The sequence below is a fragment of the Micrococcus sp. HMSC067E09 genome, assembly GCF_001812555.1.
Lineage (GTDB): Bacteria > Actinomycetota > Actinomycetes > Actinomycetales > Micrococcaceae > Micrococcus > Micrococcus lylae.
Genome location: NZ_KV809449.1, coordinates 1 through 11,948 on the forward strand (window position 1 = coordinate 1; position 11,948 = coordinate 11,948).

Annotated in this window: 10 protein-coding genes and 1 pseudogene; 1 reads left to right on the forward strand and 10 read right to left on the reverse strand. The window is 68.8% G+C overall.

Going from position 1 to position 11,948, the window contains the following annotated elements; genetic code table 11:
* Nucleotides 1-191: 191 nt before the first annotated feature.
* From HMPREF2863_RS11860 to HMPREF2863_RS08280, 7 genes and pseudogenes are all read right to left on the reverse strand, one after another.
* The gene (locus HMPREF2863_RS11860; RefSeq protein ID WP_141756397.1) at nt 192-416 is read right to left on the reverse strand and encodes a hypothetical protein; all 225 of its coding nucleotides are present in this window, start codon (nt 414-416) and stop codon (nt 192-194) included.
* Between the two features lie 138 nt (nt 417-554).
* A complete protein-coding gene (locus HMPREF2863_RS11865) occupies nt 555-1,253 on the reverse strand; it encodes a hypothetical protein (protein ID WP_141756398.1) in 699 nt (232 codons plus the stop codon).
* Nucleotides 1,254-1,397: 144 nt separating this feature from the next.
* A pseudogene (locus HMPREF2863_RS11575) lies at nt 1,398-2,254 on the reverse strand (IS5 family transposase).
* A 30-nt stretch (nt 2,255-2,284) separates the two neighbouring features.
* Nucleotides 2,285-2,668 (reverse strand): hypothetical protein, encoded by a 384-nt coding sequence (locus tag HMPREF2863_RS08265; protein WP_070639396.1) that lies wholly within the window; start codon nt 2,666-2,668, stop codon nt 2,285-2,287.
* Between the two features lie 176 nt (nt 2,669-2,844).
* Entirely contained in the window at nt 2,845-3,417 is a 573-nt protein-coding gene (locus tag HMPREF2863_RS08270) for a hypothetical protein (protein ID WP_245232133.1), read from the reverse strand.
* Nucleotides 3,418-3,602: 185 nt separating this feature from the next.
* Nucleotides 3,603-5,012 carry an MATE family efflux transporter gene (locus tag HMPREF2863_RS08275; protein WP_070639631.1) on the reverse strand — a complete coding sequence of 470 codons (1,410 nt, stop codon included), beginning with the start codon at nt 5,010-5,012 and terminating at the stop codon, nt 3,603-3,605.
* 113 nt (nt 5,013-5,125) lie between these two features.
* Complete coding sequence (locus HMPREF2863_RS08280) at nt 5,126-5,971, reverse strand: CPBP family intramembrane glutamic endopeptidase (protein ID WP_070639398.1); 846 nt, start codon at nt 5,969-5,971, stop codon at nt 5,126-5,128.
* A 159-nt stretch (nt 5,972-6,130) separates the two neighbouring features.
* Between HMPREF2863_RS08280 and HMPREF2863_RS08285 the strand changes: the two genes are divergently transcribed.
* On the forward strand, nt 6,131-6,544 hold the full coding sequence (locus HMPREF2863_RS08285; RefSeq protein ID WP_067190374.1) for a VOC family protein: 414 nt from the start codon (nt 6,131-6,133) through the stop codon (nt 6,542-6,544).
* A gap of 77 nt (nt 6,545-6,621) precedes the next feature.
* On the opposite strand, the gene HMPREF2863_RS08290 is transcribed toward HMPREF2863_RS08285, so the two are convergent.
* From HMPREF2863_RS08290 to HMPREF2863_RS08300, 3 genes are all read right to left on the reverse strand, one after another.
* Nucleotides 6,622-7,674: an EamA family transporter gene (locus tag HMPREF2863_RS08290; protein ID WP_083315326.1), complete on the reverse strand. Its 1,053-nt coding sequence runs from the start codon at nt 7,672-7,674 to the stop codon at nt 6,622-6,624.
* A gap of 198 nt (nt 7,675-7,872) precedes the next feature.
* A complete protein-coding gene (locus HMPREF2863_RS08295; protein WP_070639400.1) occupies nt 7,873-10,086 on the reverse strand; it encodes an ABC transporter ATP-binding protein in 2,214 nt (737 codons plus the stop codon).
* On the reverse strand, nt 10,083-11,840 hold the full coding sequence (locus HMPREF2863_RS08300) for an ABC transporter ATP-binding protein (protein WP_070639402.1): 1,758 nt from the start codon (nt 11,838-11,840) through the stop codon (nt 10,083-10,085). Before HMPREF2863_RS08300 ends, HMPREF2863_RS08295 begins: the two co-directional genes overlap by 4 nt.
* Nucleotides 11,841-11,948: the final 108 nt, after the last annotated feature.

Genomic DNA, 11,948 nt, shown 5'->3' on the forward strand with positions numbered 1-11,948 from the left:
GTCAACAACGTCATGCCCTCCTACAACAAGTACGCCCGGAACTATCACGCCGGGCTCAGTCTCGCAGCGACACTGCACTGGCTCGCGACCATCCTTTAGTAACACGCCCTAAGAGATGGCCTCACACCCATGGGCAGAATGGGGAATCGCCTCAAGATGGGGCAGAAATATACCCATTGGAGGAGAGGCTGTCATATTCTAAACCATGTCGCGTTTGGATATTTGGATCTAACCTTTTCATTCTCACTGCCATTGGGAGGCGCGCCCTTGCCATTAGGCTCAAAGATGCGCGTATTTAGCATATCAATGACAAACGCGGAGAACGATTCGTATTCCGAGACACGATTGATGAAGTCCTCTTCTATAGCGACTACAAAAGTCTCCATATTCGCCACCCTCTCAATGACCATAGTCACTCTTCCTGAGCTATCGAGTTCTACTCTCAGGATTCGGGCACTTGGATCATTTAGATGGACAGGCCTTAGTTGTCGTTCGAAATCTTCAGTTATATTCATCGGAATATGCTGATTTCACCGCTTTCATGATGCCACTTTCTAATCCTGAATAAAACTCGAGCGGTTGTCCTTTTTGATGCGATTGACAACCTCATCACATGTTTCCTTGACGGGGGCTCCCGGTTCACTATAAGTCAGCTCGTAGAACTCCACTTCACCTTCGCCACTCTTAAGCTTCTGCGCGATGGAGGCGGAATCATCCGTGCCTGAAGTAGAATCTCTATCTACGCTCGCTGTCGTAGAACCCCCTCCCGACAAGGCATAGTCAACCCAATCCGGGCACCACTTTGTTCCTTCGCAGTAGGTAGTCATAGAACCCAGCCTGCCGCCAACAGTCTGGTTGTAGTAGACACTCTTATATGCGGTTTCGGCGACCCCGCGTATCTTGATCTGCTTTTCTGCCCAGCAAACCCCGCGAACACATCGCTTCTTGATCGCCCAAGCATGGTAGACCCTCTGTGTCCCCTGCTTTTCAGCGTTTGTACTGCGGATAACAAACTGGATCGAACTCACACTTCGAATATTGTGTTTGTAATAAGCCTTGTCCTTCCCAAATCCTCGGTCGGCATCTGAATCATAGAACCCCAGTCTAATTGGAATAGAAGCTCCATAAGTGTCGGTTGCATATCCCATGATCTGGCGGGATGGATAGCCGGGTGGAGGAGCTGCGGCCGTAAGAGTCGGGATTAGGGTTGCAGCGGCAATGAGAGCAACTGCCGGACGAAAAATATTCTTCATGCCAGCCATCCTTTGGGGCATAGAAAAGATAGGAAATACACCCGTCTCCGCGGTCACGCTGCCGACGTCGCTCGCTGGCCCGCGTTCGTGATGTTCACCCCATGCTAGCCCCATAGCTGAGAACCACGCCACTAGGGCGTGTTGCTAAAGGATGTCAGCCAGCCAATGCAGTGCCGCTGCGAGACTGAGCCCGGCGTGATAGTTCCGGGCGTACTTGTCCGAGCGCATCGCGATCCCTCGCCACTGCTTGAGCCGGTTGAAGCACCGCTGCACGACATTGCGTCCCCGGTAGCGGCGGCGCCGGTGCGTGATCTGATCCGCTCGCTCCGGGATCGTGGCCGCGATGCCATGCCGGCGCAGCCAGGCCCGGTTCGCCTTCCAGGGGTAGCCCTTGTCCGCAATCAGGCGGTCAGGCCGTGTCCGGGGCCGCCCACGGGCACCGGCAACGCTGATCTGCTCCAGCGTGGTGGCCAGCATCGAGGTGTGAAGCGACCTGCCCGCCGGTCACCACGAACGCCAGCACCCTGCCCTTGCCGTCACAGACCAGATGAGACTTCGTCGTCAGACCGCCGCGGGAGCGACCGATGGCATGATCAGCCGGCTCGTCCGTTGATTTCTTGTAGTTCATCCAGGCCCCCTGTGGGGCGGGGCAGGGTCGCCCCGTGCTGGTGGACGCGCACGATCGTGGAATCGATCGAGGCCACCCAATCCAGCTCGCCAGCCTGCTGTGCCATGGACTGAGTACGCTCGAGCACGCGCTCCCACACACCTTGGGCGGCCCACCGGTTGAAGTTCTTGTAGATCGTGTTCCAGTTCCCGAACCGCTCGGGCAGATCCCGCCAGGCAGCTCCGGTGCGGAAACGCCACGCGGTGGCCTCGACCATCGCGCGCCGATCCACCGGCGGCCGACCGGTGGACTTCGGCGCGGGGAACAGCGGGCCGATCACGGCCCAGAGCTCGTCCGAGATGACATCACGCGACATGACCCCCGACTCGTGCATCCACGTCCCCGGCTCCTTTAGCAACACGCCCTAGCCGGTGCCGTCCCGCCCCTCCCGCTGGGCGCGCTCACGGGCGCGGCGGGCGTCCACAGCCTTCTGGTGCATCTCGGCCGAAGAGCGGTTCACACCGGAGCCCTGGGAGAGGTGCTCGGGGTTCTCGCGGGCGGCGAGCTGGAGCATGGCCACCACCACGAGGGAGACCACGAAGAACACGCCGAAGGCGATCAGCCCGACGTCGATGCGCAGCGGCTTGGAGGTGCCGCCGGAGGCGGTGATCGCCGCGACGATGCCGCCGACCAGGCCCAGGGCCGCCGAGAAGATCAGCGGCGCCTTGACGGTGTCCTTCAGGCCTCCGCGCTTCTGGCCGCCACGGGAATCCTGGCTGCGTGGGGAACGGGAGGACTGTGCGCTCACTTCGGGACGCTCCTGACTGGTTTCGGGACCGGCTCACGCCTGCGGTGGGACGGACGCACCCGGCACGGGGCCGTCGTCGGGCAGGCGCGCCCCAGTCTACGCGGGGCGCGCAGACGGCGCCGAGGGGTTTGCGGAGGGCGGAAGGGGGAACGACGACGGGCCCGCGCCTGACGCTGTCAGGCGTCGGTCTGCGCGGCCTTGCGGACGTCGAGGTACATGCCGACGCCGGAGACCGCCATCATGACGCCGAGGATGAGGGCGCCGCCGCCGGCGATGCCGAGCTGGGCGTGCTGGTTCAGCCCGGAGCCGAGGAACAGGCCGATGCCCGAGCCGACGCCGACCGCGCCGGTGATCAGCTGGTCTCGGGCCGGGGCGAACTCGCGGCGGTGCCTGAACCCGGCGACGAGCTCGGCGACGCCGCCCAGCAGCAGGGCCGCGCCGGCGGTGATGCCGACGCCGGCCGGGGTGGAGAAGAAGAACAGGACGATGGTGCCGAGCATCCAGGCCGCGGCGGCCATGGACAGCGGGGAGCGCATGGCCTCCGGGACGGGGTCGCGGCGCAGGTACTCCCACATCGCGGAGCCGGAGAAGACGAGGTAGAGCGCCAGGGAGATCTTCATCCACATCGTGCCCGGCTCCTGCACGAACACGGTGGTGAGGCCGAAGATCAGCGCCACGCCGGCGCGGATCAGGACGGGCTTGGACATGACGTCGGCGACGTCCACAGGGGTCTTGGTCACGGCAGGCACCCGACAAGTCTAGGCCAGCAGCCACGCCGCGTTTTGGGGATATAACACGGCGTTGAGATCGCAGAACGTGACCGTGTCTTTTCCCCACTTCGCGCCCGCCCACGTCACGCCCGCCCACCTCGCGCCCGCCCACCTGGCGGCCGCCCACGTCGCGCCTGCCCACCTCGCGCCGGTGGCGGACGCGCTCACGCCCCGGCGCGCATCCAGGCGTCGGAGCGGGAGCGCAGGCCCAGAGTGAGGGCACGCATGCCCATGTAGACGAAGCCGAAGCCCACCCAGAGCATCGCCAGCTGCTCCGGCGCGGCAGGGACGTTCGCCGAAGGGTCGGACCAGTCCACGGCCCAGCCCAGTCCCCCGGCGGCCACCTGCGCGATCACCCAGAGCACCGGGGCGTAGACCGCCACGTTCACCACGCCGGCCAGGGCCAGGTAGCGCGCGTCGCCGGCGCCGATGAGCACGCCGTCCAGCACGAACACGTAGCCGGCCAGCGGCTGGCTCAGCGCCAGCACCAGCAGCCCGGCGGTGGCCGCCGCCTGCACGCCCGGCTCGCCGGTGAACAGCGGCGGCAGCACCCAGGCGAGCCCGCCCAGCAGGATCCCGGTGATGACGCCGAACCAGAGAGACCACCGGACCATCACCCGGGTCAGCTCCCGGGCGGTGCGCACGTCCCCGCGGCCGAGCTCATGGCCGATGAGCGCCTGCGCGGCGATCGCCAGGGCGTCCAGGGCGAAGGCGAGCGTGGAGAACAGGGTGAACACGAGCTGGTGGGCGGCGAGGACCTCGTCCCCGGCACTGGTGGCCACCAGCACGGTGAGCAGGATCGCCAGGCGGAGGCTGGCGGTGCGCAGCAGCAGCCAAGAGCCCACCTGGGCCGTCGCCCGCATGCCGGCACCGGAGGGAACCCAGCCGGTCTCGGCGGCCCGGAAGCGCGGCGCCAGCACCAGCAGGTAGGTGACCAGCATGGCCCACTGGACCACAGAGGTGCCGATTGCCGAACCGGCCACCCCCAGTCCGGCCCCGTAGACGAGCGCCCAGTTCAGGACGATGTTCACACCGAAGCCGGCGGCGGCCACCACCAGCGGGGTCCTGGTGTCCTGGAGGCCGCGCAGCACCCCGGTGGCCGCGAGCACCGCCAGCAGGGCCGGGATGCCGGGCATGGACCAGCGCAGGTACGCCACCGCGTGCTCCTGCACTTCCCCGCTGCCGCCGAGGGCACCCACCAGCCACGGGGCGGCGAACCAGCCGGCCACCGCGAGCACCACGCCGATGAGCACGCCGAGCCACATGCCGTCCCGGCCGCGGGCCATCGCCTCGTCCCCCCGGCCCGCGCCGGTCAGCCGGGCGACGGCCGGGGGGGTGGCGTAGGCGAGGAAGATCAGCAGGCCGGTGGCCGTGTGCAGGACGGTGGTCCCCAGGCCCACACCGGCGAGCTGCGCGGTGCCCAGGTGACCGACGATCGCGGTGTCCGCAAGCAGGAACAGCGGCTCGGCGATCAGCGCCCCGAGCGCCGGCACGGCCAGCGCCAGGATGCGGCGGCCGAGGCCCTCGGTCACGTCCGTCCGGGCCTCACCCCCGCCCTGCGGCGCGCCGTCCACGGACGCCTGCGGCTCCCCGGCGCCCTCCGGGGCACCGCGGCCGGACGACCCGGCCCCGCGCCCCGGCGAGGCGGACGGCTCGGCCGGGCGGCCGTCGTCGTGGTTCGGGGCGTTCACAGGCCGAGCAGGGACAGGTAGGGGACGAGCGCACTGGGCTGCAGGTCCGAGACGTCCGGCATGTGCGGCATCACCAGGTACAGCACGGCCACGGCGATGCCGTTGTTCACCATGTGCAGCAGCACCGCGTAGGCGAAGGAGCGGCCCATGAGGATGTAGGAGACCGTGATGGCGACGGCCAGCGTCAGGTACGGGACCGTCTCCACCAGGTCGAACTGCCCGCCGGTGCCGGCGAAGTGCAGCAGGACGAAGGTGACGATCGAGATCGCGGCGCAGATCCACACGTTCAGGTAGCGGGAGAGCTTGCCGATCAGCAGGTGCCGGAACAGGTACTCCTCCACCAGCGGCGCCATCACCACGGTCATCAGCACCATGGGCAGCGGCGGGGCTGCGGTGGACATCTGCTCCAGGGACGCCTGGTTCGCCGACTGCGCGGCCCGGCCGATCAGGCTCAGCAGCAGCACGTTCACGATGATGCAGGCGAGCCACGTGGCCGGCAGCAGCGCCAGCTTCCACCAGGTGCCGTGCCGGAAGACGCCCAGCGAGCGGACGAACGGGCGCCAGGCCACCACGGCCACGATCGCGGTGATGATCACGTAGCTGACGAGGTTCATGGTGAACATGTCCAGCACGGAGAACTCGCCGTCCACCGGGTCCACCCAGCCCAGGGCCATGGCCAGCAGGCCGCCGGCGCCCAGCAGCATTAGGGCCACGTAGGCGACCACCACGAGGGCGTCGCCCCAGTGGAACCTCCCCGGGGCCCAGCGGGCCGGGTCCATGCGCTGTGCGGCAGGCTTCTGCGGCCACCCCTGCGGAGGCCACCCTGCGGGGGTGTTCGTCATGGCGGCAACGCTACCAACCGTCGAGGGGTCGCCGCCCTGGCCGCTTAGCCTGTGCCTGGAGCCACCGCCCAGAGCCACCGCCCGGCCGCGCAATGATGCCGGTCACAGTGCGTCGTCACCGTTTGCCGCGGTCGCGCGGACTTGACTACCTTCTCCGGCATGGCCTTGTTCTCACAGCCGGTCTTCCTGAACCTCCCCACCACCGACACCGAGCGCATCCGCGAGTTCTGGACCGCCCTCGGCGCGGACATCCTGGAGGACTTCTCGGACGACGACACGGTGTGCGTCGAGCTCACCGACTCCACGTACGTCATGTACATGACGCCCGGCTCCTACACGGACTACATCGGCGAGCGGGAGATCGCGGACTGCATCACCACGAACTCCTCCCTGATGTCCCTGATCGCCGGGGACCACGCCGCCGTGGACAACCTCGCGGACCGTGCCCTCGAGCTGGGCGCCTCCGAGGTCGCACTGCCGGAGGACATGGTCGAGGACATGACCGAGACGGGCATGCACTCCCGCGAGATCGTCGACCCGGACGGCCACCAGTGGGAGTTCGTCACCGCCTGAGTCCGGCTTCCCGACGACGGCCCCGTCCGTCCGCCTGACCGGCCGCTTCCCCGTGGGGTGCCCTGGCAGGCACCGTCTCAGACACCCTCTGGGGTAGTGCCTGCGGCCTCGTCCTCGAGCTGGTGACGCGGGCTCTCGGCCTCCTTGCTAAGCGTGGTGCCGACGCTCGCGGAGATCACCAGGACCATCGCCAGCATCGCCCAGACGCCCACGGCCTGGCCGAGGACGAGGAACCCGACCGCCGTGGCGATGGCCGGCTCCACCGAGACGAGCACGCCGAACACCGCGCTGCGCAGCCGCTTCAGGGCGTGGAACTCCAGCAGGTAGGGCAGCAGGGAGGCGAACAGGCCGGTGCCGAGCGCCCCGAGGACGTGCCCCGGCGTGATCTGTGTGGCGCGCGCGAGCTCCGGCAGGCCCACGGGCAGGACCATGCAGGTGGCAACGGCCATGGCCGCCGCCAGTCCCCCGGTGCCGGGCACGAGCCGGCCGACGCGTTGGCCCGCCACGATGTACAGGCCCCAGGAGAACGCCGCCACCAGCACGAGCCACACGCCGGTCAGGTCCAGCGGGCCGGTGTCTCCGGCGGGGCGGAGGACGAGGTTCTGCACCAGGAACAGGACGATCCCGGCGAAGGCCAGCACCACCCAGAGCACATCGCGCAGGCGTCGGCTCAGGGCGGCGGCCACGGCGAGCGGGCCGAGGAACTCGATGGTCACGGCGATGCCCAGCGGGATGCGGTCGATGGCCGCGTAGAAGAAGCCGTTCATGCCGGCGAAGGCGGCGCCCAGGAGCAGGACGGCGCCCCACTGGGCTCTGGTCCAGGTCCGCAGCGGAGGGCGCACGAGGGCCAGCAGGACGAGCGCGGCCACGCCCACGCGCAGCACGGTGGTGCCCCACGGGCCGAAGGTCGGGAACAGGCCGATGGCCAGGGACGCGCCGAGCTGCAGGGACAGGCAGGCGCTGAGCACCATGAGCACGCCGACCGCCGTGCGCCCGGGGCGGATGCGGCGCAGTCGTCGGGGTCGCTGGGACACCGGAGGCAGGCCGGGCGCGGCGGCGGGCAGCCCGTCGGCGGTGCCGGGGGCTCCGGGCTCGGGCACGAGCGGGATCGGTGCGGTGTGCGGACTCATCGGATCATTGTGGGCGTCCGCGGGTCTCCATGCGAACCTGTGGGCCGGGCTGTCCCACCCCCGCTGCGCCGGACTGTCCCACCCCCGCTGCGCCGGACTGTCCCACCCCCGCTGCGCCGAGCCAGAAAAATCGGCCCCTTCAGCCCGCCGCGAAGGGGCCGAAGTCTCTGGCTCGGCGCCCCCGGGGTCGCGGGCCCGTCAGCTCGGCGGCATCGCGGCGCTCGGGCCGGCGGCCGGCGTACCTACGCCCGGGCCTGCGGCCGGCGCACCGACCTCGTCCTCGGCCCCGTCCACGGCGGCGCCTTGGAACTGGCTGCGGTACAGCCGCGCGTAGGCCCCGCCGGCGGCGAGCAGCTGCTCGTGCGAACCCTGCTCCACGATGTCGCCGTGCTCCATCACCAGGATCACGTCCGCGTCGCGGATGGTGCTGAGCCGGTGCGCGATCACGAAGGACGTCCGGTTCGAGCGCAGCGCCGCCATGGCCTCCTGGACGAGCACCTCGGTGCGGGTGTCCACGGAGGAGGTCGCCTCGTCCAGGATCAGCAGGTCCGGCTGGGCCAGGAACGCACGGGCGATGGTGATCAGCTGGCGTTCGCCGGCGGACACGTTGGCCGCGTCCTGCTCGATCACCGTGTCATACCCGTCCGGCAGCGTGTGCACGAAGCGGTCCACATAGGTGGCCTTCGCTGCCTCGAGCACCTCGTCGTCCGTGGCGTCGAGGCGGCCGTAGCGGATGTTCTCGCGGATGGTGCCGCCGAACAGCACGGCGTCCTGGAGCACCATGCCGGTGCGGGCGCGCAGCTGCCGGCGCGGCATGCCCGCGATGTCCTGCCCGTCCAGCAGGATGCGTCCGCCGTCCACGTCGTAGAACCGCATGAGCAGGTTCACCAGGGTGGTCTTGCCGGCGCCGGTCGGGCCGACGATCGCGACGGTCTGCCCCGGCTCGGCCACCAGGTTCAGGTCCCGGATCAGCGGCTTCTGGGGCGTGTAGGAGAACGCGACGTGCTCGAACTCCACGCGCCCACGCACCCCCTCCCCGCTTTCGTTCGGGAATCCGTCGCGTTCCAGGCCGCTTTCGTTCGGGAAACCGTCACGTTCCAGGCCGCTGTCGTTCGTCGGACGGTCGCCTCCCGCCTGTACCTCCACCGGCTTCCCGACGACGGCACCCGCCTCTCCCCGTCCGCCTGCCTGATCGGAAGGGTCGGCGTGGAGGGCGTCCTCGGTCTCCTCCGGCTCGTCCAGGAGCTCGAAGATGCGTTCGGCGGAGGCGACGCCGGAGATGAGCATGTTGGCCATGCCGGCGACCTGGCCGAGGGGCTGGTTGAACTCACGGGAGTACTGGATGAAGGCGGTCACGGCGCCGAGGGTCATCTGGCCGTTGGCCACGCGCAGACCGCCGACCACGGCGATGCCCACATAGCCGAGCCAGTTCACCCACTGCATGATCGGCATGATCATGCCGGAGAAGAACTGGGCCTTGAACGAGGCCTCGTACATGGCCTCGTTTCGCTCGTCGAAGCGGGCGGCCATGTCCTCCTGCCGGCCGAACACGGTGACGAGCTCGTGTCCGGTGAAGGACTCCTCGATGTGCCCGTTGAGGCGGCCGGTCTCCCGCCACTGGGCGGTGAACAGCTGCTGAGAGCGCTTGCCGATCACGCCGACCACCACGCCGGCCACCGGCAGGGCGATCAGGGCGATCAGGGCCAGCTGCCAGGACAGCCAGAACATCATGCCGACGATGCCGATGACGGTCAGCACGGACAGGAACAGGCTGGAGAACGCCTGCTGCATGGCCTGCTGCACGTTGTCCACGTCGTTGGTGGTGCGGGAGATCAGGTCGCCGCGCTGGCGGGTGTCGAAGTGGGACAGCGGCAGGCGGTTGAGCTTGGCCTCGATGTCCTGGCGCAGGCGGTAGACGATCCGCATCACCAGGTCGTTGAGCACCCGGCCCTGCAGCCACATGAAGGTCTGCGCCACCACGTACATGCCCAGCACGATGAGGATCAGCCGCCCCAGGTGATCGAAGTCGATGCCCTGGCCGGGGACGAAGTCCATGCCGGAGAGCATCTCCGCGGCCTGGTCCTGCCCCTGGGCGCGCATCCCGGCGATGACCTGCTCACGGCTGGTCCCCGCCGGCATCTGCCCGGAGATCAGGCCGCCGAAGATCGCGTCCATGGCCTTGCCGAGCACGTGCGGGGCCCAGACGTTGAGCACCACGGCCACCAGGACCATGCCGAACACCAGGACCAGGCCGAGGCGCTCGGTGCGGAACAGCCCCAGCAGCCGCTTGGCCGAGGGCCAGAACGCCTTCGCCCTCCGGGGCGGGCCGCCGTGGTCGCCGCCGGCGCCGGACTCCTGGAGGCCGACGATCTCCTCGTCGGTCAGCTCCGCGGTCGCCTTCTTCTCGCTCATGCCAGCTCCTCCTCACGGACCTGGGAGTCCACGATCTCGCGGTAGGTCTCGTTCCCGGCCAGCAGCTCCGCATGGGTGCCGCGGCCGACGATACGCCCCTTCTCCAGCACGAGGATCTGGTCCGCCCCGGTGATGGTGGCCACGCGCTGGGCCACCACCACACGCGTGGTGCCCCCGAACCGCTCCTCCAGCGCCGCCCGGAGGCGGGCATCGGTGGTGACGTCCAGGGCGGAGAAGGAGTCGTCGAACAGGTGGATCCGCGGTTCGGCCACGAGCGCACGGGCGATCGAGAGGCGCTGACGCTGACCGCCGGAGACGTCCGTGCCGCCCTGGGAGACGTTCGAGTCCAGGCCGGTGACCGTCGTCGTGCCCTCGCCGGTGGTGCGGGCGCGGACGAAGTCCGCGGCCTGGGCGGTCTCGAGGGCTTCCCAGATCTGCTCGTCGGTGGCGTCAGGGGCACCGAAGCGCATGTTCTCGGCGACCGTGCCGGAGAACAGGTACGGCTTCTGGGGGACGTAGCCGAGCGCGGCGGTCAGCTCGGCGCGGGAGAGGTCGGTGACGGCGACGCCGTCGATCAGGACCTGACCGGAGGTGACGTCGTACAGGCGCGGGACCAGGCCCAGCAGGGTGGACTTGCCGGCACCGGTGGAGCCGACGATCGCGGTGGTGGTGCCCGGCTCCACGGTGAAGGAGACGCCGTCCAGCACCGGGGCGTCGGCACCCGGATACGCGAAGGTGACGTCCCGGAACTCCAGGCGGCCGAGGCGCTCGGCCGGAGTCACCGGGGAGGCGGGCTCGTGGAGGGTCGGCTCGGTGTCCAGGACCTCCCCGATGCGGCGGGCGGAGATCACCGCGCGCGGCAGCATCATCAGCATGAAGGTGCCCATCATGACGGACATCAGGATCTGCAGCAGGTACTGCATGAACGCCGTCAGGGAGCCGACCTCGATCTGCCCGGCGTCCACGCGATCGGCGCCGAACCACAGCACGGCGGCGGTCGCCAGGTGCAGGACCATGGTGATCACCGGACCCAGCAGGACGAACAGGCGGCCGATGGCCACAGAGGTGGCGGTGATGTCCGCGTTGGCCTCTGTGAAGCGGGCCGCCTCGTGCTCCTCGCGCACGAACGCCCGGACCACGCGGATGCCCACGATCTGCTCGCGCAGGGTGGTGTTGATGGTGTCGATGTTGGTCTGCATCCGCTGGAACAGCGGCATCAGGCGGGAGGCGATCAGGCCGACGATCAGGATGAGCACCGGCACGGACACCCAGACCAGCCAGGACAGGCCGACGTCCTCGCGGATCGCCATGATGATGCCGCCGATCGCCATGATCGGGGCGGTCACCATGAAGTTGAACGCCATCAGCGTGAGCATCTGGACCTGGTTGACGTCATTGGTGCCGCGGGTGATCAGCGTGCCGGCGCCGAACCGGCCCATCTCCTCCGCGGAGAAGCGGTCCACGCGGGTGTAGACGGCGCGGCGCAGGTCCCGGCCGAAGCCCATGGCGACCTTCGCCCCGAAGTACACGGCGGAGACGGCCGCGACCACCTGCACCGCGGCCACGGCGAGCATGACCCCGCCGAGCTGCCAGATCCGGCCGGTGTCCCCCTGGGCCACACCCTCGTCGATGATCCGGGCGTTCAGGCTCGGCAGGTACAGCGTGGCCAGCGTGCTGACCAGCTGCAGGACGAGCACCGCCAGCACCATGCCCAGGGCGGGCGTGAGGTACCGGCGCATCAGGGTCCAGAGCATGGTGGTCCTTCGGTGTGCGGGGCGGATGGGGATGTGCGGGCGGCTGGCGGGCAGGGGCGCGGGCGCCTCACCCGCAGGATCGACGGTTCGTCACCGGATCGCAGAGAT

What these genes read in the sequence shown, in the direction of transcription:
- HMPREF2863_RS08290 (WP_083315326.1), bottom strand. Translation starts at nt 7,674, where the DNA reads ATGAGTCCGCACACCGCACCGATCCCGCTCGTGCCCGAGCCCGGAGCC.
- HMPREF2863_RS08295 (WP_070639400.1), bottom strand. Translation starts at nt 10,086, where the DNA reads ATGAGCGAGAAGAAGGCGACCGCGGAGCTGACCGACGAGGAGATCGTC.
- HMPREF2863_RS08285 (WP_067190374.1), top strand. Translation starts at nt 6,131, where the DNA reads ATGGCCTTGTTCTCACAGCCGGTCTTCCTGAACCTCCCCACCACCGAC.
- HMPREF2863_RS11865 (WP_141756398.1), bottom strand. Translation starts at nt 1,253, where the DNA reads ATGAAGAATATTTTTCGTCCGGCAGTTGCTCTCATTGCCGCTGCAACC.
- HMPREF2863_RS08280 (WP_070639398.1), bottom strand. Translation starts at nt 5,971, where the DNA reads ATGACGAACACCCCCGCAGGGTGGCCTCCGCAGGGGTGGCCGCAGAAG.
- HMPREF2863_RS08300 (WP_070639402.1), bottom strand. Translation starts at nt 11,840, where the DNA reads ATGCTCTGGACCCTGATGCGCCGGTACCTCACGCCCGCCCTGGGCATG.